The sequence below is a fragment of the Ottowia thiooxydans DSM 14619 genome (assembly GCF_000422885.1).
In the GTDB taxonomy this organism is placed as follows: Bacteria; Pseudomonadota; Gammaproteobacteria; order Burkholderiales; family Burkholderiaceae_C; genus Ottowia; species Ottowia thiooxydans.
Map to the genome: position 1 here is coordinate 1 of NZ_AUGX01000010.1, position 21,172 is coordinate 21,172.

Sequence of the window (21,172 nt, forward strand, 5' to 3'; positions counted from 1 at the left end):
TGCTTTTTTTAGGAAGTCGTTGTCCTGGCGAAGTTGAAGGTTCTGCGCTTCGAGCTCCCGGATACGCTGTTGCTCGGGCGTCAGCGGCTTACCAATGCCGCGCTGGCCCGACAGTTCTGCTTCATATTGATCGAGCCAGCGCCTGACGGCGCTATCAGTCAGCTCCATATCACGGCAGACCTGAGACACGCTCAGGTGCTGCTCTCGAATCATCTTGACGATCTGCAGCTTGAACGCCGCGTCGAACGATCGCCTGGTCTTGGCTTTGATCATTTCTATTCCTGTGAGACATTGATTTCCCTTATCGGGATGTCTTTCGAAATTAGACCAGCACAACTTGGGGTCGCATTTCTTTGGTTACTTGCTTTGTGCGAGCAAAGAAAGGGACTGCGCTGCCGGGCGCATTCCCGGCCTCCGACCTCAAGCGAAGAGCAGAAGGGAATTAGCACCCGCAGCGCTTTATCCACCGCCGCTTGCCCTCACCCCTACCCTCTCCCAGAGGGAGAGGGAGTAAGAATCCCGCCTTTTGAATGGGGGAAAAGGAGTGAAAACCAAGTCTTAGCGCTTAACCACCGACCATCCCGCATGTAAATTCTGAGTATCGTTTTCATAATCCCAAACCGTTGCACACCGCTCGCACTGATATCGCGTAATGGTCACCATGCCCGAGGCGCGCTCCTCTTTGCGATTGCGACGCTGGGCGAGCTCCGGGTGGCCGGGGGCGCGGCGCCAATTGCGCTGGATTCCGGCACAGGAATCACACATGGCTGCCTTATCAGGCTCGGGGGAAGTATTGGCGGTCATAGAGTTTGAAAGCGGGAAAGCGGGATAACAGACCATTGTGCCGCATGCGGGCTCGGCCGTAGATTGGAAAACCTGCGTAATTCAGCTTGCTGGGAGATGCGTTGACAATGCCCGCCAGCGCTGGCAAGCGGGGCTATCGATGTTCGGAGGCAACTGTTGCTTAGCCTGCAAATAGTGGTGAGTGAATAGATCCAGGTAGGCTTCGAGCGTCTGCGCAGCCTGAAGATCGCCACTAAGTTCCAGACACATGGCTGCCACTTCGGCAGTACAGAAGTGGTCGTCACGCGTCGAACGGCGTAATCGATAGCGCGATACCCTCTCCGGATGCAAGCTCAGCACTGGGAATTGATCGAGATAAGGGCTTTTACGAAACATCTTTCGCGCTTCTGACCAAGTCGCATCGAGCAGCACAAACAACGGTCGCTTCAGCGCAACGCCATCCAGCTCCGGCCCGGCTGGTTCCACCGAATGCAGCACACGTTCTGCCGCCACATATTCGCCAGGGAACACGATAAAAGGCTGCCATTGTGGATCAGCGAGCAATGTCAGCAGGTCTGGATCCACTTCAGTGCGTGCCCAGCTGAAAGCAAAGGTGTCGGCTACCACATCGGCCACTAGCCAGCCAGTGTTGCTGGGCTTGAGCGGCTCGGTGTCTGCGAGCAAAAGACAGACTCCCGCCTGTGTGACCTGGGTCGGGCGTAGAGCGCAGAGGCAATGGCTGGGGCGCAGCCGGCAACCCGCACAGCGCTCGCCGCGCGGACCGCCACGCGCCATAAACGACGTAGTGCTACGCGCACTCCTTCGTGCGCGTAGCCGGGACACGGCATGAGGTGTGACCTCCATGGGGGTGCTTTGCTCCATTTTTTAGCGGGCAGCGGCTTCAAGCTCGAAGAGCGGTACTGGCGCGTCGCGATGCAGCCAGACGCCGCCGCCGAGTTCATTGAAATTCTGTGACAGACCACGTCGGTACAGCTGGGCGCGATGCCGGAACAGTCGCGGATCGGTCAAGGTCTCATCGAGAGTTTCGCGTTCCCAGTCCTCATGGGAGACCGCTTCGATATACAGCGCGCCCTTGCTGAGAACGCCGAAGTTGCGCAACGCGAGCTTGAGGTCTTCAGGGCTTAGATAAGGCAGTACGCCCTGGCAGATCACGAAATCAAAAGGCTTGTTCGCGCGGTAATCAATCACAGAACCTCGCTCCCAGCCAAAGCGTTCGCACAGATACGGGCTGAACTCGACCCCATGAAAAGTGGCTTGCGGGAAATGCCGCGCAATCACTTCACGCCAGAGCCCGATGCCACAACCCAGATCCAGTACCCGGTGCACTGGCACCCTCAGATACTTTAAATAACTGCAGACAAAGCTACCCAACCGCTCAATGTGCTGAGGGTCCACTACGCTGGTTTTCTTGTCGAAGTAGTAGCGCTGGTAATACGCCTCGTCGAACCAGCTGTCACTTGCAGATTTCACGCACTCTCCTGTCCAACCCAAAAAGCAAAAAAAACGCCTATAGCGCGTTCAACAGCGCCGCGAGGAAACGTGGAACACGCTCTTACTCGCTCAAGTATCGTCAATCGACAGAATGAGACTGAGCGCAGAAGGCATAAGGGGCGTGATTTGCACGCAAGGATGGGCAGCTCAAGGCGTGCGTCATGGGTGCCACACGCCAGCGCGGGGCGTTGCATTCGTTTCGATTGAGCCTGCGAGCGCGTAGGAAATTTCGTTGGCCGTTCTGATGACCGTATGAGCGAAGGCCTCAAGTTTTGTTGGTGACAACCGGGATTCCGGTCCCGATATGCACACACTGCCCAGCAGTCGCCAGTTTTTACCGAATACGGGGGCCGATACCGTGGCGACACCTTGCTCGCGTTCGCTGATGGACCAGTGATAGCCCCGCCTGCGGATCTCTTCGTAAACCTCGCCCGGCTCGCCGGAGAATGCAAGGATGACGCGCCCAGGAGAGCCCTTGTCGAGCGGAAGCCCTTCGCCCATGCGTGCATGGTGTCGCAGTGCTTGTGGCCCTTCAACACGAACCAGACAGGTGCGTAGCTGGTCTTCCCTCACATAAAACGCGGCGCTTTCGCCAGTGATTTGCGTGAGCCCACGCAATGCGGGCTCCACCACGTTCTGCAAATCAAAACCCGATTGATAGCGAGCGCCTAGCCACCCGGCTGCAGGCCCCAGGCGCCATTCACCGTCCTCGCGTTGAACCATGTAGTTTGCGTGTCCCAGGGTACGCGCAAGGCGCAAAACAGTGGTCTTGTGCAAGCCGCATCGGCGGCTGAGTTCAGCCAGAGACAGCTTCGACTCCCCTAGCGCGAAGGCATCCAATAACTTGAGCGCTCGTGCGACGGCAATCACTCCTGCGTCCGGCGAAACGGAGTTCGCTGCTGCGTCCGCGGTTAGCGGCGTCTGGGGGGTGGATGGAGTGCGTGAAGGCGCCATAGTGCGTTTCTTAGTTTGGAACGAGTTTCATTGTACGCAACCATGTTGCACCAGTCGAATCGTTTTTTTAAAGTTCAGCCCAGCCGATGGCGACGCCAGAGCTGATGAACTAATTCAAACGGAGACATACATGCCCCTCTTTTCCCTATCACGGTCCTGGTCTACACACCTCGTTGGCGCGGCGCTGGCCATTACAGCCAGCGCCTTTCCCATGGCTGCGGCCACGGCTCAGTCAGCCTACCCGGCGAAACCCATCCGACTTGTGGTTCCCTTCCCTCCTGGAGGCGGCACAGACATGGTTGCGCGTTCTGTCGTGCAGAAACTGACCGAGCAAACCAAATGGAACGTAATCGTGGATAACCGCCCTGGCGCCGGTGGCAATCTGGGCGTAGACGCAGCAGCCAAGGCTGAACCGGACGGGTACACGCTCGTCATGGGGCAGACCAGTAACCTGGCTATCAACCCCACGCTGTACAAAAAACTGCCTTACGACCCACTGAAGAACTTGGCACCGGTCGTCCTGGTGTCATCGTCCCCAATCGTGATGGCAGCACCTGCCAACTCAAAGTTCAATAGCTTTGCCGACGTTGTGGCCGCCGCGAAAGCCAACCCGGATGGCATCACCCTGGGGTATTCAGGTAACGGTACGGTCGCACATCTATCGAGTGAACTGGCGCAGAACGCTGCCGGGATCAAGCTGCGCCACGTCCCGTACAAAGGCGCGGCACAAGCCATGACAGATCTCGTAGGAGGACAGATTGATTTGTACATGTCTTCCGTGCCCACACTATTAGGCCAGGTGCGCAATGGCAAGCTCAAGATCATCGCCATTACATCTGCCAAACGCTCTGCTCAGTTGCCAGACGTCCCCACTTTGGCGGAATCGGGTTACAAAAACTCTGAAGCGGTGACCTGGTTCGGCATCTTGGCGCCAGCCGGTACGCCGGCCCCTATCGTGGCTCAGCTCAACAAGGCTATCAACCAGGTACTGCAACAACCGGACGTGGCGGAAAAACTGCGTTCGGAGGGGGGTGAAGTCCTGGGGGGCACCCCCGAGCAGTTCAGCACGCTGCTGCGCACTGAGATTCCTCGTTGGGCCAAGATTGTCAAGGACTCAGGTGCGAGCCTGGACTAAGACCGCTCACTAAGTCTCCGGCAATTCGCCAGTGAGCGCGATGTTCCGCGAGTGCTTTGCCGCGCCGAGTTTTCTCTCGGTGGGCACCGACACACCCAACGTTGTGCTGCCCTGCCCTGCCCGGCGCTCAGCCTTGCCTCGTAAGCCGAGGGCAAGCGGGCCCCGGATGTATTCACCGTGCGGGCCGTCCGCGCGCTGCATCTGCTTCCCCAAACCTACCTGACTGAACCACCATGAGCCAACTTCCTGAAATCATCCGTGACATCGAACGCGTCAGCACTGATGTTGTCAACAAGGCATCTACCTTTCAGGCCGCCATCCTGGCCGATGTGGCGGGTCGCCGCGGCACCATGCACGGCCGTGTGGCACCCGTGCACCACAGCATGAAGGTAGCTGGTCCGGCCTTCACAGTAGAGGTTCGTCCGGGGGACAACCTCATGATCCATGCCGCCATTGCGCTTGCCCGGCCTGGTGATGTACTGGTGATTGATGGCAAAGGCGATCAAACCGCCGCGTTGATGGGTACTCTGATGCTCAGCGCCTGCAAGAAACTCGGCCTGGCTGGTGTGATCGTAGACGCTGCGATCCGAGACAAGCTGGAACTGCTGGAATTGGACTTCCCAGTGTTCAGCGCAGGCTTCAACCCCGCCGGCCCCACCAAATACGTACCAGGACGCATCAATCACCCCATCAGCGCGGGGGGTGCAGTGGTAAACGCGGGTGACTTGGTGGTGGGTGATGCCGATGGTGTGGTTGTGATCGAGCGCGCCAAGGCCCCCGCCATGTTGGCGCTGGCCGACAAGAAAGTGGCCGACGAGGCCGCCCGCCTTGATGCCATTGCCCGCGGTGACACTGCATCGAAATGGCTACCCGCTGCACTGCGCGCCGCCGGCGTGTTGAAGGAAGGAGAGTCGCTGTGAGCACCATCCTAGTGACGGGTGCAGACCTGGCACCGCAAGCGCTGGCCCTGTTGACGGCCTTCGAAATCGTCTACGCTGGCAAGACTCCCTCTGACAACGATCTGATCGCCCTGTGCCGTGCGCACAACCCGGTGGCCATCATCGTGCGCTATGGCAAGGTGGGCGCAGCGGTGATGGATGCCGCACCGGCGCTCAGAGTCATCTCCAAGCACGGCAGTGGCACCGACACGATAGACAAGATCGCTGCAAAAGCCCGTGGGATTGAGGTAGTGGCGGCTCTGGGGGCCAATGCTGCTGCCGTGGCAGAACAAGCCCTGGCCTTGATGCTCGCGTGCGCCAAATCCGTAGTGACACTAGATACCCGAATGCATGCCGGCCATTGGGACAAACCTACGCACAAGAGCTTGGAGTTGGGCGGGCGCACTGTGGGTCTGGTGGGGCTGGGAGCGATTGGCCTGCGTTTCGCCAAGATGGCAGATGCGCTGGGCATGCGCGTGATTGGCTTTGACCCATTCGCCAAGAATCTGCCCGATTACGTGCAGAGTGTAGATATGGACACGATCTGGCGCGAGTCCGATGTGGTGTCGTTGCACTGTCCGCTGACTGACGAAAACCGGGGGCTACTCAACGAACGCACGCTGGCGCAATGCAAACGCGGCGTGATCGTCGTAAATACTGCACGCGGTGGGCTGATCGACGAGGCTGCGTTGCTCATCGCCGTGAAGTCCGGCCAGGTGAGCGCTGCAGGGTTGGACAGTTTTGCGGTAGAGCCCATGATGGCTGGTCACCCTTTCCAGGGCGAAAGGAACTTCGTTCTTAGCCCCCATATCGGTGGTGTTTCCAGCGATGCTTACGTGAACATGGGCGTTGGGGCTGCGCGGAACGTGCTTCAGGTGCTGGCGCTTACGCCAGCAGACATAGGTGCGACTTAAAGGCCGATTGAACTACTGGTTGTAGACCCTTTGAGGGTCTGAAAACTTACTTTTTTTGGAGACAACATGATTTCTATATTCAAACCTCTTATCGCAGCCTGCGCCCTCGCCGCTACAGTGGCACATGCCGCATTTCCCGAGCGCCCAGTGACCATCGTTGTGCCTTATTCGCCCGGCGGCGCAGCCGACGCCGTGGCACGGGTTGTGGCTACGCGTCTGGGTGCGAAGTTGGGCACGAGCGTTATCGTGGACAACAAGGCCGGGGCAAGTGGCACCATTGGCGCCAGCTTTGTGGCCAAGGCGCCGGCTGACGGCTACACCATGCTGTACGACGCCACGCCACACTCCATCAACCCGCACATGTTCCCCAAGATGCCGTTTGCCAGCAATGCGCTGCAACCGTTGTCACTTGTGCTGTTAGCTCCCAATGTACTCATTGTGAAGGCTGATTCACCGTTCAAGAATCTGAACGATCTGATCGCCAAGGCGAAGGCGCAGCCGGGCAAGCTCAACTTCGCATCAGGTGGCAGTGGCACCGTGCAACGCCTGGCAGCAGAGCTGATCAGCCAGCGTCTCAACCTGGATATGGTTCATGTGCCCTATAAGAGCGGTGGCCCAGCGATTACCGATGTGATTGCGGGGCAAGTCGATTTCATGTTCGGCACAGTAGCTGCCACCTATCCGCATATATCGGGCGGCAAATTGCGCGCTCTGGCCGTGTCTGCCCCGGAACGCTCCAAGCGCCTGCCGGATGTGCCGACGGTCGCTGAAGCGGCTATTCCCGGGTACGAGGCCTATGAATGGAACGGCATGTTCTTGCCTTCCGGTACGCCCGAACCAGTGGTCACCAAACTGCGCCAAGCATTGCAGGACGTGATGCAGGAAGATGAAGTGAAGCAGCGCCTGGCTGACATGGGCGCCCAGCCGATAGGCTCAACGCCGGCTGAATTCGCTGCTTTCCTCAAGAAAGAAGACGCCAAGTGGGGCGAAGTGGTTCGCAAGGGAAACTTCAAACTCGATTGAGCTTTTAGCTCTGTCAGCCATGACGACCTCGTCGATCTGTTGCAGGCCCGGGCAGGAAACGAGGTCGCCGTGAAGCGTATTCTGATGGACAAGCCGGTGCAGCTTGATCGCTTCAACACCGGACTTTGAGTATGAAAGGCCTTTCCATGTTTTTGCTGCAAGCCCCCCAGATTCGGGAACTGGGTGTTTTCACCACCATGCCGGAACACTTTCGCCGCCGGGAACGCAGCGAGTGGGCTGATGCCAATCGGGGAGGCACGGTGACGGATGCATTCCTGGAAGGCCCGGTATTCGACGAAGCCGGAAATCTCTACGTGACCGATATTCCTTGGGGGCGGATCTTCCGCATCGACCGGGAAGGAGCCTGGACGTTGGTCGCTGAGTACGATGGTGAACCCAATGGCATGAAGTTTTTGAATGCCCAAACACTGCTCATCACCGACTACAAGAACGGTCTGATGCAGCTAAATGTGGCCAGCGGCCAGGTCACGCCTTATCTGCAGCGGCGCAATAGCGAGCGCTTTAAAGGAGTTAACGACCTGGTTTTCGACTCCGAAGGCAATCTGTACTTTACCGATCAAGGCCAGAGCGGCCTGCATGACCCCAGTGGTCGCCTATACAGACTTCGTCCAAGTGGGCAGTTGGATCTACTGCTGAGCAACGTGCCCAGTCCCAATGGAGTGGCGTTGTCGACTGACGGTCGGGTGCTGTATCTGGCTGTGACGCGTGGCAACTGTGTGTGGCGGGTGCCTCTATTGCCCGACGGAAGTGTTGCAAAGGTCAGTCAGTTCTTTACCTCCTACGGTCCGAGTGGGCCCGATGGCCTGGCTATGGACACACAGGGCCGCCTGTTAGTTGCAAACCCTGGTTTGGGTTATGTGTGGGTGCTGAATGCGCGCGCTGAGCCGGAAGTGGTTCTGCGTGGCATTGCCGGCAGCTCTATCACTAACCTGGCTTTCGGAGGGGAAAACAACAACACGCTGTACGTCACTGATTCGACCCATGGACGGGTGTTGTGTGCGGCGCTGGATGCACCCGGTGCTCCACTTCACCGCAAAGCCTGACTGGGGGCCGAACTCCACAGCGCCGATACCCATCGCGCTAGCTTGGGTCTTTCTCAAACGACTGCGAACAGGTTCTGGGAAAGCAGGAAATCCAGGAATCCGTTAAACTACCGACCGTTAGGTTTGTAGGAACTTTGATGTCTTCGATTTCCAAGGGCGCCGATTTCGGCTGGCCCTTTATCTTTCTATTGGCGATGATCACCGCGCTAGACGCGATGGCGATCGATATGTATTTGCCGGCGTTTCCTGCGGTCGCTGCGGAGTTTGCGGTGTCGCCCGGTAGAGTTCAGCAGACCTTGTCTGTCTTTCTCATTGGGTTGGCGCTTGGTCAGGCCGTTTACGGCCCGCTTCTGGACCGCTTTGGACGGCGGAAGCCGCTGTTGATCGGTCTGCTCATTTTCGTGGTGGGATCGGTTTTGGCTGCCACGGCCAGCAACCTCGAATGGCTTTTAGTTGCGCGTTTTCTGCAGGCGCTGGGCGCGGCGGCCGGGCTCGTGGCACCGCGAGCCATTGTGTCGGATGTTTACACGGGCAGTGAATCATCACGTGTTTTTTCTGTGCTGATGCAGGTGATGATGATCGCGCCCATCCTCGCACCGGTTGCAGGCGGTTTCCTATTGGGTCATGGTGGCTGGCGCATGATCTTCTGGGCTTTGGCGGTCATCGGCGCGCTTGGAACGCTATGGGGTTGGCGCGCTATTTCCGAGACCTTGACCACAAAAAACAGGACAAGGCTGAGCGTCTCATCTGTGGCACGAGCCTACTGGACGCAATGCATGGACCGCCCTTTCTTTGCCTACGCGCTAGCCGGAGGATTCATACTGGGGTCGTTGTTTGTCTATATCAGCGCGTCGCCCTTTGTCCTGATTCAGCACTTTGGGCTTTCACCGGTGCAATTCAGCTACTTCTTTGCATCCAATGCGGTAGGTTTTGTTCTGGCCGGACAACTCAGCATCTGGTTGACCAAGCGGCTGTCCGAACAACGAGTTCTTCTGCTTGGCATTGCCCTCCATGCGCTCGCCGGTGCCGCTTTGGCCCTCGCGGTTACCGCAGGCGTTGCACAACTGTGGCTCTATCTGGGCTTGCTGGCTATTTCAATCTGGGCACTTGGCTTGACGTTCGGCAACCTGACCTCGGTCACCATGGCTCGGGCCGGAGAGCAGGCAGGTGTGGCGTCGGCGTTGATGGGAACGATGCAGTATTTGGTGGGTGCATGCGTGGGGCTTTTGGTTAGCCTGGCTGCGCCAGGGCTGATGCCCTTGCCTTTGGCCATCCTGGTATGTGGCGTTTTGGCGATCATTTGCTGCCGCTGGGCCGCACTTCCTGATGCGTCGTCCATGGATTGGAGTGCCGCTCAGAGGTAAGACTGACAACTGGCTATGGAGCAGATGTTGGTCGTTGGACTGTGGCAGCTTCAAACACGGCCCATAGAGCCTTGAGGCGCCGCTTGAATTTCTCTGTGCCGCCGTAGGTGAGTTCCACTTGCAGGCTGTCGATCATGCTCATGCATGTCATAACGAGCGTGTCGGCACTCAGCTTGTGCGCATTCGGCACCAAGTCAGAGCGCTGGATGGCGCGCTTCAGGATGACTTCAAGGTCATCCATGAACACATGCATTAATGCCATGACCTGTTCGTACAGATGCAGTGGTGGTGTGTACAGCGCACGCATCCAGAACTGAACCCGGGGCGATTCCTCGTAACGCGTCTGGATGCTTTGAAGGTAAGCAAGGATCTGTTTGTTCACGGGTTTTGAGCCGTCGAACGCTGCTCTCGCATAGTCAAGTTCAGCTGTGATCATGAGCGGGATCAGGCTCATATAGAGCGCATCTTTGCTTCGGAAGTGCGCATAGATCGACGGCTTTTTGATGCCAACATCCGTGGCGATCTCTTCCAAGGACGCCGCATCGAAGCCTTGCGTGGCGAAACGGACCAGGGCGGCTTCTTGCAATCTGGCTGCGGTCAAGTGGGTTGCTCCAACATATCCGCAGGATTTTAGGCCATGGTCCCTGAATGACCTACCGTTCGGTCGTTCATCTTCGGCGCGCAGTCAGGTGGAAAAAAAGTGCATGGCTGGCCGATAGAACCGATGGCTAGCAAAATCGACCACAGCGGCTTTGTAGCCCTGGGTCGTCCCACGATGAACTGCCGCACAAGGAATTCGTTTTGAATTCCTTGTCGATGGCTGAATCATACATCAAATGAGAATGCTTATCATTTGATGCCCTTGAATTCTGTGCTGACTTTGCTGCGATGCAGATGCAGATGCAGATGCAAGCCTTAGCTTCTCATGTCCTCAGGCGAGTGCGATTGGTGTGCCATGGTCCAGTGGTTTAGCACACAAGGGCAAGATCAGATCGCGGGTCAGTGGCGCCAAGACCAGGTTTCCAGGGGCCTGCGGATTCACCCATACGATTTCCTCAATCTCAGCTTCGGGAAAGACGTTAGATGTCACGAGGAGATGAAACACTTCAGCTATGACTACATGGTCAGGCTCATTGGCTGCAGCGGCTGAATACTGCCCAAGATACCGAAGCTCTTCTGGTTTTACGGTGAGTGCCAGCTCTTCATGAAGCTCGCGGCATAGGGCATCACCTGGCGCCTCCGCTGGTTCCATCTTGCCGCCCGGTTGCATGAAGGCGGAAGTTCCAGCCTTCCTCACCAACAGTGTCTGACCGTCTGGGCGGGTGATCAAAGCAGCGGCAATGCGTATTTCTCGGTTCTGGGTCATGGCTTTTGTAACTGGCGCTGTATCGTTTTAGCAGGATGCTACCCGCGTTGCGTCGCTCATTTGGAAAACGCCCTACCCTTTGTTGGCAGTACGAAATACCGCGAACCGCGTCTTAGGAGCGTAGGCTTGGCGAAGCAGCCGCTGCGCAATCGAACTCTACACACACTTGTCCCCTGTCCAGTGCAAGGCCTGAGTCGGTAATGGCTGTCAGCAGCAAGCGGTGTAATTTGTCGCAAGCCGGCAGACGCACCCGCTCGCCACTTACGAGGTTGACCGCCCATAGCGCGGCAGCGCTGTCTGTGCGCGTTCCAGCAGCCGGTGCGACCCGGTATAGCCGTTTGGGCCCGGGTCCGCGTGGGGGAAGCAGCAGCCCGTGAGCGAGCAGTTGTCTGGTGGCCCGATAGGTGGTGCCGAGGCTAATCTTTATTCCCCGCAAACACAGGCGCCGGAAGATGTCCTCTGATGATAGTGATTCGCCCCCTGCATCCTCGAAGACCTGCAGGACAGCGATGCGTGCGATGGTCGGGCGCAAACCTGCAGCGCGCAAACGCTGTAAATGGTTCGGCGTATACCGGTTGGTCATCGCGTGGTGGCCCTTGGATGGCTTGGCTGGAGGCTCAGCCCATGCCACACGTCGCCGATCCGAAAACAGGGGCGCGAAGAATGTGTGACCATTAACGCGGAACCTCAAAGCTCAGTGTAGCGGTGTGGCGAACGTCATCGTACTTGCGACCTCCCAGTGTCACACTGCCACTGTTCACACGGGCGGTGACTTCGAGCACATACAGACCCGGAAACGATGGCGTGAAACTGACTGTGCCATCCTTGGCGGGTGTGAGTATGCGGCGCCATCCTTCGCTGGTGTCTACGTTCACCTGGCTGGCGGCGACTGGGCGCCCCTTGAACATCAGGCGAAATGTGTTGCCACCTGATTGAGTAGGTACTAATTCCAGTTCGTTGACTGCCTTGATTTCGCTTCGGCCAAGGCGAGCTTGATAGTAGGTAAGCACGCCGTCCGCCCCAGCGTGCGTTGCGATGAAACGTATATCGCCCGCACTCCCCTCGCCCACTGCACCCCTGGCGAGCCTGAAGTGATCAGACGCTTGTTCATACGCGGGTGCCTGCTTGCCCTCAGGCACCACAGTCTGTGCATCCGTCAGTGCGGGTAACTTCTCCAGCGGCTTCAGCAGTTCACCCGCATAGACTTGGGCACCGCCGGCTTGAGGTTGTAGCCAAAGATAGTCTGCATGGCTAAGCGCAGTGGCGAACAGGCTGCTGACCGTGAATACTCCTGCTGCCAGTTGGCGAAGGATATGGTGCCGGGAAAATCGCAGATACGGCATGGATTTTCTTGTTTTCTATTAGAGTGAACACGCCCTAGCGGGGTTGACGGGGTTTACGGTGTTTGCATCCATCGCGGTATGCGTCCGCGTGGCGGTGTGGTGATCTCGTCTTGTTCCACTGTGACCTGAAGGCCTGGGCCGGTATTGAACAGCACGTAGAAAGCTTGAGTGGGCTTTTTGAACGTCCATGTGGAGTTCGCCTGGAGCTTGCCTTCAAGCAGCGTGGCACCGTCCAAAGCAATGACCTGCATGCGTGAGCCCGGCATCTCGTCGCCGTCGTTGCTCGCACCCCGGCAACGAACGGTGGACTGATCCATCAGGAAGCAACGCGCCACAGGTTCGTGGGCACCCGCCCACGTGGCACACAGCGTCAGACTCAGCGCCAACATCTTCCGGGCCGCCATCCGTTCAGTTAGCCGCATGGGCCCTCCTCTGTTCATCGAACCACGCGACTGTGGCCGGCGAGACTTGGTCCATACGCCAGGCGCTCTGGTGAATGTGGCCGTCTTTACCCACCACGGTGAGCCATAGTTCGCTGTCTGCCCTGGTGGTGCTGGGCAGTGGAATCTCCACTCGCCGCTCCCAGCGCTGGCCTGAAAATCCCATACCGGTGGCTTGGGCAGAGCGAGGCTTGTGTACCTTCAAGTAGGCCTTGCGTATCTCGTTGTCGCAGGTTGCACAAAAGCGCAGGCGGTATTCCTTCATGGGCACATCCATCTCCATGACTTCGGGCGGGCTTTGGTGCGCTTCAGCGAAGGTAAATTGCCAAGGGCCTACCGTTCCCCGCAGGGCACCTGAGCTCTTAAGCGGTTGAGACTCCATCCGCGCAAGGCCCACGGAGTACACGGCAATGGTGGCCATCAGCAAGCCCAGAGCGATCCAGCGGCGAGCATGAGATTCGCCGGTCGGCGCGATCGTTGGTTTCTGGGCGGGCTTCGGATCGCGCTCGGCTCTGGCGGCTCTATGCCGCGCCGGTGGTTGCCAGGGCCATTTTGGGAAGATGAAGACCCAAATCAGCGCCGCAATGCTCAGCCAGCCCAGCCACAGAGTGATACCCACGCCAACTTCAAGCTCTGCAATGGCCCATGCCAGCGATATGAGCAGCATCAGCCAACCGGATATGCGCGCGAGCTGCCGCCAGCGCGGCGCAGGCAGACGGCCCAAAATGTGTACCCCGTAGCGTTCGGTGGCCAGGGCGAGCGCGAAGAAGCCAGCAAGACTTATGGCCAAAATGCCGAGGTGGGCGCCAGTAAGCACGGGGGTACTCATGCGCCTCCTCCGCGCATCAGAATCCAGGCCAGCCCGGTGCACACCGCAGTGCCGAGCACCATGCCCAACCAGGCTCGGGTGGCGCTGCGGGTGTAGAACACCCAGATCACCGCGACCGTGTAGACCACGAAGCTCAACATGGTGGCCCAGAGCACACTCTGGGCTTTGGGAGCAGGCCAGAAGAGCGCTAATAGCACGGTGGCGGCGGAAGCCAACGCATAGCCGCCTAAGGTAGCCGCGGCTACTCGCGAAGCGACGGACCAGCGGTAAGCGGCTGAGAGTGCGCCGGGTTTGCTCATGCGAGACCTTTCGCCGGCGTAAGTGCAGTTGGCTCAGCGGTCAACGCCGGCTGCTTGGGCATCAGGCGGCGTCGTACCTTTATCGCCATTACCGCGAACAGGCTTGCGAGTGCCAGCATGGTGAGGTCAAAGCCTGCGAACTCCCAGTCTCTCGCGGGCAGACTGCGCCCGAGGTGGCGATGGGTAGTGAGAGCATTGATGAATGGCACCAGCGCGTAGGCCAGGCAGCACCCCCACAGCAGTTCGATCCATGCGCGCCTGAGTGGCCGGGCCAGCGCGTAGAACAAGGTGCCAAGCCACACCGTGAAAAGGCTGTGGAACTCCCAGGCGGCACGGTCGGCCAAGTCCACGGGCAGCAGTCGGTTGGCACAGAAGTACGCGGCCACAGCCAGCGGCAAGCCGGCGATGCTGGCCACGTTCAGATTCTCCACCAGTCGCACGCCAAACTGATCAACGCTCTCGCGGCCACTCGAAAGATGGTGTCTGCGACGTTTGACGGTCCACAGCACCAGACCGGTGCCGATCATGGCGCACCCCAGGAGGCTCGCTACAAAGTACAGCCAACGACCCCAGATGCCGGCGAACCGGCCCACGTGCAGATTGAGCGTCACGCTTTGAGTCAGGACGGAGCTACCACCAATGGATGGCTCGTCGGGCAGTGCCTGGCCAGTGATGGCATTGAAACGGAGCGTGGGTGGGTTCCAGAAATCCAGGCTGCCGCCGTGCGCTCTGCTCAGTACGATTTGAGGAGGCCCGCCTTCATGGCGCTCAATGGTCATGGAGGCCAACTGACCACTGCCCCAGTCTGCTTCGGCCTGGGCAAGAAGCGGAGTGAGAGAAGCAACAGGCCGACCAATGGGCAGGTGCTTGTGTTTTTCACGCTCCTGCAACTCATCGAAGAACTCATTGCGCGCCGCTACGCCGCTGCCGTAAATCACATCGCGTCCGGCGGGCATGTAGCTGTACATGAAAAATATCAACCCGCTGTAGGTGATCATCAGAAAAAACGGCAACGCCATCACGCTGATGGCGTTGTGCGCGTCCAGCCAACTTCTTTGGCCTTTACCCGGACGGAAGGTGAAGAATTCCTTGAAGATCTTTTTGTGCGTGATGATCCCGGTGACGATGGCGATCAACATGAGCATGGTGCAGACGCCAACGATGCGAATGGCCCACTCATACGGCATGTAATGCAGTTCGTAGTGCAGGCGGTAAAGGCCGGTTCCACCGGCTGTAGCACGCGGCTCAGCCTCAGGAGGCAGCACGGCACCCGTGATCGAATCCAGCTTTTCCACCGCGCTGGTGCCAAACTGATGGCCCGGCTCCGGCATTTCTTCCCACTGGATAGCGAGTTCCTGCCAACCACGTGGGTTCAACGACTCATGCGGCAGCGTGACACGCCAGCTAGCAGCTGCCGGGGCCATTCGTTCCAGGCGTTCAAGTGCGGCACGGAGCATGGGCTCCACTGGAGCAGGCTGGGCCAGGCGCGGTACGAGAGGCCGCTCTGGCTGCATCCAGCGTGTGATTTCGTTCTGAAAGTAGCCGGCAGTGCCGGTTACGAAGACAAAGAACAGAACCCAACCGACCACGAGGCCGGACCAGGTGTGCAGCCAGGCTGCACATTGGCGAAATCCTTCCTTCATGACATCACCTTCAGGGCACGCAATTACAGGCGTGGTGTGTACTTCAAGGTGAACATCACGTTGCGGGGATCGCCGTAGGTGCCGCCGGTGTAGCCGATGAATCCGGGAAGCAGGTAGCGCTTGTCGAACACGTTGTTCACGTTCATCGCCAAGCTGACCTCAGGTGTGAACTGGTAGCCCACGCGTAAGCCTACGACAGTGAAGCCGGGTACCTCGAACGTGCGGTTGTAGTCCAGGGTGTGGCTTTGTCTGGTGACGCCAGCGCCCACTGTGAGCTTGCTCCAATCGCCAGGAAAACGATAGGAGAGCCATGCACGAAGCATGTGCTTGGGTGTCCAGGTGCTGAATACCTCGCCTTGATTGGTGGGGTCGCTCAGGAATTTGCTGGTGTTATAGGTGTAGCCCACCATCACCTGCAGGTTACGGAGAACTTCACCGCTGACCTCGGCGTCAACCCCTTGGCTGCGCACCTTGCCTGAGGGGAGTGAGCAGTACCAGCCATCGCATGCAAAGCCTGCTGCGACATCATTCACAGCGCGGTTCTTGTGGTCGTAGCGGAACACCGCGAGCGAGGTATTCACACGACCGTCAAGCAACTCGCCTTTGACGCCTATTTCATAGTTCCTTCCTTCAACTGCCGGGAGAACATTGCCCGCTACAGTTCTGGCGGACTGCGCCTCAAACACACCGGTATAGCTGCCATAAACTGACCATTGCGGCGTGACCGCGTACACAAGACCAGCATAGGGCGTGATCTTTCCAGATGTGGATTCAACGGTGCTTGAGCCGCTCTTAAGATCGTTATAGATGTTGTCGTACCAGCTTGCTCGGGCACCCACGATGGCGGTTAGCGGCTCGGTGAGTCGGACTCGCCAAGTTCCGAAGATCCCTTTCTGCTGAACGTCATACGCCGCTCGTGATTGCCTTCCTCCTGCAGCCAGTAGGCTATCAACTGTGGGCTCCGGGCGGTTGTGGTCTATGTTGAAGATGTTGGCGCCGTCGGTGAAAGACCGGGCGAACATGTCGTTGGACTTGTACTTCGAATAACTGGCACCGAAAGTGACGTCGTTGGGAAAGCCCAATGCCTCAAAACGGCCATTCACATAGGCGTCGAGGCCCATTTTGGTTGAGTTGAGGTCCGTGATCCAATCGTCATAGGATGGGCCGCTGCCGTCAGGCGCTACCTCGCCACTCATGCGCTGGTGCGTAGATGTGTTTTTCTCGGTCATGCGCAGGGCTGAAACCTTGAGCTTCCAATCTGCGTTAAAACGATGGTTCAGATCAGCAAAAAGCGTGGTCTGCTCTACGTTGGCGCGGTTCCACCCCGAACCTGTGAAGGTAGAGCGAGGCAAACCCACCTCTTTTCCTCCTGCAAACAGGGGTACGCCCAGGATAAATGGTCGGCCTTTGCTATCTAGGTGGCTCACACCCACACCTAGCGTGGTGTCGGGGCTAATGTCGTAATCAAGGGCTCCGTAGAGCGAACGAGTGCGGTCGTTCACGTAGTCGACAAAGGAGTTGCTGCGTGCTTCATCCAGCACCACGCGGCCACGCAAGCTGCCGTTCTCATTGAGTGGGCCACCGGCGTCCAGCTGCCCGCCGTAACGCCCCCAAGAGCCTGCACGAGCGGTCACTGAGACTGTTTTCTCTGACTGCCCGCGTTTTCGAACCAGGTTCACGGCCCCACCAGGGCTACCTGTTCCTTGCAAGAGTCCTGATGCGCCCCGCAGCACTTCCAGGCGGTCATAGAACACCATGCCTTCAGTGCCCCAATTTCCAAGCGAGTAATGATTGCGAGGAATGGCGATGCCATCGTACTGCCAGGCATCGATCTGGAACCCACGTGCCGAGAGCACCATCCCTTGCCCAACCCCTGAAATCCCGACAGTGCCTGTGACATTATTGGCCGCGTCTTTGAGGTCTGTGATGCCTCTTTCGTCCATCTGCTTGCGGGTAAGCACGCTGATGGACTGAGGAATATCCTTCAGCGCCTGATCGCCCTTGTTGATGCTCACTTCGCGGGCGGCGAGTGAATCCGTGCCTTCAGTGGTGGCGCTGCGCTCAGCCCGCGCGGTAACCGTCACACCCGGCAGCGTCACGGCATCTCCCACAGGTGGAGCCACCTTGATGACAACGGCGTTGCTCTCCCGAGTGGCCATCAATCCGCTACCGGCGAGCAGACGATCCAACGCCTGGTTCGGCGTGAGTGAACCTGACACGGCCTGAGCGTTCTTGCCGGCAACCAATGCAGGCTGCACAATCAGTTGAACGCCCGTTTGCAGAGCCCAGTTGCTTAGGGCCTGGCTAAGCGGCTGCGCACCCATATTGAAGGGGACCGGTGCGCCCGCAGCTACTTGAGCCAGCAATGGCCCGGAAGCGAAGGCCAGCGCAACAGCAAGGGCAAGCGGCGCCGGGCGACGCAAGGTTGAAAATGGCATGCAATCCTCCAAATGTAAAAGCGAATAGTTCTTACTTAGGAAGACGAATGGCGTTACCGATACCCTAGTCCCGCAGAGAAAAATTCTTCAACCGTAGCGACTGCTGACTGAACACGCCCTGCTGCGCAAGGCTGGCCGGGTGTCGCTATCTATCGAGTGAGCACAACTTCCGCTACCCCACCGCTGATCGCTTTAAGCTGAACAGGCAGGGAAGCCGGCAATACCCGTCGGAATGTGGCCATATCCCGTGGGTCAAAAACGCCGGTGATGGGCATGGCGGCAACCACTGGGTCGCGGATCAGGAGCTCAGGATCACCATAGCGGGCCAATTCGGCCAGTGCGTGGTCCAGGCGCTGGTTATCGAAGCTGACGCGATTCGATCGCCACGGAGCAATCCCTGCAGCCGGAACGCGAGATATGGCTGACAGCTCACCCACCTTGTCGCTGGAAACTTGTTGTCCAGCCGTCAGGAGGATGCCCTCCCTTGTCAGACTTTCCACATTCGGGGAGTCGCCAGCATGAGACATGAGCCGCTCAACGCGCACCCTGCCCTCCTCTACCGCCACGTGTACCCCAGAGCTGCCTGGCACTTGAGGTGTATGCCGCACCGCAAAGCGCGTGCCCACAACGGTCACGCGAACCGGCCCGGCTAACACCTGGAAAGGACGCTCGGCGTCGCTTCGCACAGCAAACACCGCTTGCCCATCCAGCAGTTTGACTTCGCGACGTTGACGATAGTAGGCCACCTCCACTCGCGTAGCGGAGTCAAGTCGCAGGCGGGTTCCATCTGGCAATGGCACCTCATCCTGCATGCCACGGGGCGTGCTGAAGGCCTGCTCGAACAGCGGCTGGGATTGCCAATGGTTCCAGGCAAGGAGTCCGGTGCCACCTGTAACGGCCGCTATCCCGGCGATGGCCATCGCGGGGGCGAAGATGCGCCGGCGCGAGGGCATGGGCAACTGAGGCGTCCGCTGACGATTGGGGACCAATGGCTGCGCACCAGCTTGCGGGGAGCTGCTGTCGCGGGCAAAGCCCGAGGCCTGATCGAAAGCAAGGTTGTGCTGCAGTAGGCTGCGCAAGTCCTGAGGGATAGCGTCCACTGCTTTCCATTCGCCGTGCCAATGATCGAAGGCTTTCTGGTGCGTAGGGCTCTGCGCCAGCCAAGACTGGAAGGACTGCTCATCCTCGGATCCGAACCGCTCGCTGCAGCGCCGGACAAACCAGTCCAATGCCTCATCGCGGGTGCGCGAAGCGTCGGAGGCCTGGAAGGTGGGCTTGCTCATGGGATTTTGATTCTTATTTAAGTAGACGTACGAGCCGTCAAATACCCTAGGGAGCCTCTGCGATACCCTTCACGGCGCCACAGCACTGCCCCCGGGCGGTCTGCGGCGTTGATTTTTTTTCCAATAGCACGAGCTATTGGCTGCAAAACCCGCCTTGCAGCCCATCCCGCGGGCAGCGCCTGGCATCCATGACGGGTTTTGCAGAGGCTCCCTAGCGATTCCTTAATCATGACGTGAGCGATTCAGTTTTTTCCGTACGGCGCCAATTGTTTCACTTGCGCCTGCTGAATGGGCACGGCTGCGTTCGCAAGCATCCAGCGCATGCTTGATGTGCTGCTCTACCGCCTTGACTGAGATCTCCATGCGTTGCGCGACTTGCGAGTAAGTGAGCCCTTCGAAGCGGTTCAGCATGAAAGCCTCCCTGCAGCGTGGTGGCAAATTGTCTATGACCGTGACCAATGCCAAAACCCCCTGCTGGGAAGCTACTGCGGTTTCAGGCTCCCAGTTGCGAGAGCCGTGCGCCTCGTCGGCCTCGGCCCGTGCATCAGTTGCTTCCACGCTGGCGCGGACAGAGCCGTGCCGCTGGTGGTCGATCACCAGATTGCGGGCGGTCTGATACAGGAGCGCACGCGGATTGTCCAAGTGTTGACCACCTTGCTGCGCCGCGAGCACGCGGGCGTAGCTCTCCTGCGTTAGATCGGCCGCGGTGTCGCGGTCTTTCAAAGCGCGGGATAGAAAGCTCAGCAGTTCTCGATAGTAGTGCTCAAGCACGGGCTAGCCATTGCCAAATAGGAACGAAGGGATTCCCTGGAAGTTGGCGTCGAGATGTGGCGGTGTGGCTAACCTGGTGCGCCTAGAAAATAGGAATAGGTCTCATTATCACTTATGTGACGAAGATGAAGTAATACCCGGCAATTACCGGCACAACACAACTCTCCGCCCTACCCTTGGGGGCGGTGGCAGTCATCATGGGGTCAGGGTTTTCTGAACGGAGGATGCCGGCGCAGTCAGTCGGATCAGCCGTTCGGACAAGGTGGCTTGGGAGACCTCGCCGGTGCGCACATCGACCAGCACGCCTCGTACATCGAAAAACAGCGTGGTCGGCAACGAGCGGTGGCCGAAATGGCTGGCGACCTCGCCACGCACATCGAGTAGCACGTTGCGCAAAGCCAGGCGGTCGGCGGCTAGCAAGGCATTCACTTTCTGCGCCGACTCGCCCTGGTTGGCGAACACGAAGTGCACGTCCGGGTGACGCTGCTGGGCGGCGGCCAGCACCGGCATCTCGCGGCGACAAGGCGGACACCACGTGGCCCAGAGGTTCAGCACTACCGGCTTGCCCTGGAACTTCTGGAGCACGACAGGCTGGCCATCGAGGCTAGTGAGGGTGAGCCCTGGCAGGAGCTGGTTTGTGGGCGCGGAAAGAGCAAGTGCCATGGTGCCGGCAGCGTATAGCGCTGCCCCGCTGCCATAGGCCACCCACAGCGGCTTGCGCAGCGGGCGTCGCCTTATGCCGACATGCAGTGCATACAGCCCGGCAGCCAGCAGGCCGGCCATTGGCATCCAGCCGCCATCGCGGATGTCGATGATGCCCAGCCAGTCGTCCAGATAGGCATCGCGGTAAACAAACACGAAGGCCAACCGGGCGGTCACCACGGCCACTACCAGCATGCGCAGCAGTTGCGGCTCCGCGTCGAGCCCGGCGCGTCTCGCCAACTGCTGACCGACCGCCTGGGCGAGGCCAATGGCAGCGAACACCAATAGCAACGTCCAGGGTAGGCTCAGTGGCCCGATTTGCAGCGCGCCGCTCATAGCGCACCTCGGGTGGCACATGGGCAGGAGCAGAC

General features: G+C 58.9%; 23 protein-coding genes. 6 read left to right on the forward strand and 17 right to left on the reverse strand.

The annotated features are described in order from the left end of the window. The 5 genes from G518_RS0107695 to G518_RS0107710 form a co-directional block, all read right to left on the reverse strand. Positions 1-273, reverse strand: a 273-nt coding sequence (locus G518_RS0107695; RefSeq protein WP_028602030.1) for a transposase, incomplete at its 3' end; no start/stop codon positions are given. Positions 274-558: 285 nt separating this feature from the next. Further along, entirely contained in the window at positions 559-804 is a 246-nt protein-coding gene (locus G518_RS40940) for a hypothetical protein (RefSeq protein WP_084651575.1), read from the reverse strand. 81 nt (positions 805-885) lie between these two features. Continuing rightward, entirely contained in the window at positions 886-1,665 is a 780-nt protein-coding gene (locus G518_RS0107700; protein WP_028602031.1) for a tRNA-uridine aminocarboxypropyltransferase, read from the reverse strand. Between the two features lie 3 nt (positions 1,666-1,668). Further along, a complete protein-coding gene (locus G518_RS0107705) occupies positions 1,669-2,274 on the reverse strand; it encodes a class I SAM-dependent methyltransferase (RefSeq protein WP_028602032.1) in 606 nt (201 codons plus the stop codon). Between the two features lie 180 nt (positions 2,275-2,454). Continuing rightward, the gene (locus G518_RS0107710) at positions 2,455-3,249 is read right to left on the reverse strand and encodes an IclR family transcriptional regulator (protein ID WP_028602033.1); all 795 of its coding nucleotides are present in this window, start codon (positions 3,247-3,249) and stop codon (positions 2,455-2,457) included. Positions 3,250-3,379: 130 nt separating this feature from the next. Here G518_RS0107710 and G518_RS0107715 point away from each other — a divergent pair, with 130 nt between their 5' ends. From G518_RS0107715 to G518_RS0107745, 6 genes are all read left to right on the forward strand, one after another. Continuing rightward, positions 3,380-4,384: a Bug family tripartite tricarboxylate transporter substrate binding protein gene (locus G518_RS0107715; protein ID WP_028602034.1), complete on the forward strand. Its 1,005-nt coding sequence runs from the start codon at positions 3,380-3,382 to the stop codon at positions 4,382-4,384. A 233-nt stretch (positions 4,385-4,617) separates the two neighbouring features. Beyond that, positions 4,618-5,304 carry an RraA family protein gene (locus G518_RS0107725; RefSeq protein ID WP_028602036.1) on the forward strand — a complete coding sequence of 229 codons (687 nt, stop codon included), beginning with the start codon at positions 4,618-4,620 and terminating at the stop codon, positions 5,302-5,304. After that, positions 5,301-6,236: an NAD(P)-dependent oxidoreductase gene (locus G518_RS0107730; RefSeq protein WP_028602037.1), complete on the forward strand. Its 936-nt coding sequence runs from the start codon at positions 5,301-5,303 to the stop codon at positions 6,234-6,236. Before G518_RS0107725 ends, G518_RS0107730 begins: the two co-directional genes overlap by 4 nt. A 66-nt stretch (positions 6,237-6,302) precedes the next feature. Then, a complete protein-coding gene (locus tag G518_RS0107735) occupies positions 6,303-7,259 on the forward strand; it encodes a Bug family tripartite tricarboxylate transporter substrate binding protein (RefSeq protein WP_028602038.1) in 957 nt (318 codons plus the stop codon). Positions 7,260-7,405: 146 nt separating this feature from the next. Then, the gene (locus G518_RS0107740) at positions 7,406-8,323 is read left to right on the forward strand and encodes an SMP-30/gluconolactonase/LRE family protein (protein ID WP_028602039.1); all 918 of its coding nucleotides are present in this window, start codon (positions 7,406-7,408) and stop codon (positions 8,321-8,323) included. A gap of 137 nt (positions 8,324-8,460) precedes the next feature. Next, the gene (locus G518_RS0107745; protein WP_028602040.1) at positions 8,461-9,687 is read left to right on the forward strand and encodes a multidrug effflux MFS transporter; all 1,227 of its coding nucleotides are present in this window, start codon (positions 8,461-8,463) and stop codon (positions 9,685-9,687) included. Between the two features lie 13 nt (positions 9,688-9,700). Here the strand turns inward: G518_RS0107745 and G518_RS0107750 are convergent, their stop codons facing one another. The 12 genes from G518_RS0107750 to G518_RS0107805 form a co-directional block, all read right to left on the reverse strand. Further along, on the reverse strand, positions 9,701-10,288 hold the full coding sequence (locus tag G518_RS0107750; protein WP_028602041.1) for a TetR/AcrR family transcriptional regulator: 588 nt from the start codon (positions 10,286-10,288) through the stop codon (positions 9,701-9,703). A 330-nt stretch (positions 10,289-10,618) separates the two neighbouring features. Beyond that, positions 10,619-11,053, reverse strand: a complete 435-nt coding sequence (locus tag G518_RS34315; RefSeq protein WP_051236215.1) for an NUDIX hydrolase — start codon at positions 11,051-11,053, stop codon at positions 10,619-10,621. A gap of 112 nt (positions 11,054-11,165) precedes the next feature. Then, the gene (locus tag G518_RS38350; protein ID WP_051236217.1) at positions 11,166-11,636 is read right to left on the reverse strand and encodes a transcriptional repressor; all 471 of its coding nucleotides are present in this window, start codon (positions 11,634-11,636) and stop codon (positions 11,166-11,168) included. 91 nt (positions 11,637-11,727) lie between these two features. Continuing rightward, positions 11,728-12,396, reverse strand: coding sequence for a hypothetical protein (locus G518_RS0107765; RefSeq protein WP_036594017.1), 669 nt, complete (start codon positions 12,394-12,396; stop codon positions 11,728-11,730). A gap of 53 nt (positions 12,397-12,449) precedes the next feature. After that, positions 12,450-12,818 (reverse strand): hypothetical protein, encoded by a 369-nt coding sequence (locus G518_RS0107770; protein ID WP_028602043.1) that lies wholly within the window; start codon positions 12,816-12,818, stop codon positions 12,450-12,452. After that, a complete protein-coding gene (locus tag G518_RS0107775) occupies positions 12,805-13,665 on the reverse strand; it encodes a DUF3325 domain-containing protein (RefSeq protein WP_051236220.1) in 861 nt (286 codons plus the stop codon). Before G518_RS0107775 ends, G518_RS0107770 begins: the two co-directional genes overlap by 14 nt. Further along, a complete protein-coding gene (locus tag G518_RS0107780; protein ID WP_028602045.1) occupies positions 13,662-13,964 on the reverse strand; it encodes a DUF3649 domain-containing protein in 303 nt (100 codons plus the stop codon). The genes G518_RS0107775 and G518_RS0107780 overlap by 4 nt, the downstream gene beginning before the upstream one ends. Beyond that, entirely contained in the window at positions 13,961-15,607 is a 1,647-nt protein-coding gene (locus G518_RS34325) for a PepSY-associated TM helix domain-containing protein (protein WP_036594019.1), read from the reverse strand. Before G518_RS34325 ends, G518_RS0107780 begins: the two co-directional genes overlap by 4 nt. 23 nt (positions 15,608-15,630) lie before the next feature. After that, positions 15,631-18,045, reverse strand: a complete 2,415-nt coding sequence (locus G518_RS0107790; RefSeq protein WP_036594021.1) for a TonB-dependent siderophore receptor — start codon at positions 18,043-18,045, stop codon at positions 15,631-15,633. Positions 18,046-18,194: 149 nt separating this feature from the next. After that, positions 18,195-19,328: a FecR family protein gene (locus G518_RS0107795; RefSeq protein ID WP_028602047.1), complete on the reverse strand. Its 1,134-nt coding sequence runs from the start codon at positions 19,326-19,328 to the stop codon at positions 18,195-18,197. A gap of 222 nt (positions 19,329-19,550) precedes the next feature. Continuing rightward, positions 19,551-20,099, reverse strand: a complete 549-nt coding sequence (locus G518_RS0107800; RefSeq protein WP_028602048.1) for a sigma-70 family RNA polymerase sigma factor — start codon at positions 20,097-20,099, stop codon at positions 19,551-19,553. A gap of 195 nt (positions 20,100-20,294) precedes the next feature. Further along, complete coding sequence (locus G518_RS0107805) at positions 20,295-21,158, reverse strand: TlpA disulfide reductase family protein (protein ID WP_084651577.1); 864 nt, start codon at positions 21,156-21,158, stop codon at positions 20,295-20,297. Positions 21,159-21,172 lie beyond the last annotated feature (14 nt).

Excerpts from the sequence above, each read along its gene's own strand:
- G518_RS0107790 (WP_036594021.1), bottom strand. The coding sequence starts at position 18,045 with ATGCCATTTTCAACCTTGCGTCGCCCGGCGCCGCTTGCCCTTGCTGTT.
- G518_RS40940 (WP_084651575.1), bottom strand. The coding sequence starts at position 804 with ATGACCGCCAATACTTCCCCCGAGCCTGATAAGGCAGCCATGTGTGAT.
- G518_RS34325 (WP_036594019.1), bottom strand. The coding sequence starts at position 15,607 with ATGAAGGAAGGATTTCGCCAATGTGCAGCCTGGCTGCACACCTGGTCC.
- G518_RS0107805 (WP_084651577.1), bottom strand. The coding sequence starts at position 21,158 with ATGTGCCACCCGAGGTGCGCTATGAGCGGCGCGCTGCAAATCGGGCCA.
- G518_RS0107770 (WP_028602043.1), bottom strand. The coding sequence starts at position 12,818 with ATGCGGCTAACTGAACGGATGGCGGCCCGGAAGATGTTGGCGCTGAGT.
- G518_RS0107795 (WP_028602047.1), bottom strand. The coding sequence starts at position 19,328 with ATGAGCAAGCCCACCTTCCAGGCCTCCGACGCTTCGCGCACCCGCGAT.
- G518_RS0107700 (WP_028602031.1), bottom strand. The coding sequence starts at position 1,665 with ATGGAGCAAAGCACCCCCATGGAGGTCACACCTCATGCCGTGTCCCGG.
- G518_RS0107740 (WP_028602039.1), top strand. The coding sequence starts at position 7,406 with ATGTTTTTGCTGCAAGCCCCCCAGATTCGGGAACTGGGTGTTTTCACC.
- G518_RS0107715 (WP_028602034.1), top strand. The coding sequence starts at position 3,380 with ATGCCCCTCTTTTCCCTATCACGGTCCTGGTCTACACACCTCGTTGGC.
- G518_RS0107710 (WP_028602033.1), bottom strand. The coding sequence starts at position 3,249 with ATGGCGCCTTCACGCACTCCATCCACCCCCCAGACGCCGCTAACCGCG.
- G518_RS38350 (WP_051236217.1), bottom strand. The coding sequence starts at position 11,636 with ATGACCAACCGGTATACGCCGAACCATTTACAGCGTTTGCGCGCTGCA.
- G518_RS0107735 (WP_028602038.1), top strand. The coding sequence starts at position 6,303 with ATGATTTCTATATTCAAACCTCTTATCGCAGCCTGCGCCCTCGCCGCT.
- G518_RS0107745 (WP_028602040.1), top strand. The coding sequence starts at position 8,461 with ATGTCTTCGATTTCCAAGGGCGCCGATTTCGGCTGGCCCTTTATCTTT.
- G518_RS34315 (WP_051236215.1), bottom strand. The coding sequence starts at position 11,053 with ATGACCCAGAACCGAGAAATACGCATTGCCGCTGCTTTGATCACCCGC.
- G518_RS0107725 (WP_028602036.1), top strand. The coding sequence starts at position 4,618 with ATGAGCCAACTTCCTGAAATCATCCGTGACATCGAACGCGTCAGCACT.
- G518_RS0107775 (WP_051236220.1), bottom strand. The coding sequence starts at position 13,665 with ATGAGTACCCCCGTGCTTACTGGCGCCCACCTCGGCATTTTGGCCATA.
- G518_RS0107765 (WP_036594017.1), bottom strand. The coding sequence starts at position 12,396 with ATGCCGTATCTGCGATTTTCCCGGCACCATATCCTTCGCCAACTGGCA.
- G518_RS0107780 (WP_028602045.1), bottom strand. The coding sequence starts at position 13,964 with ATGAGCAAACCCGGCGCACTCTCAGCCGCTTACCGCTGGTCCGTCGCT.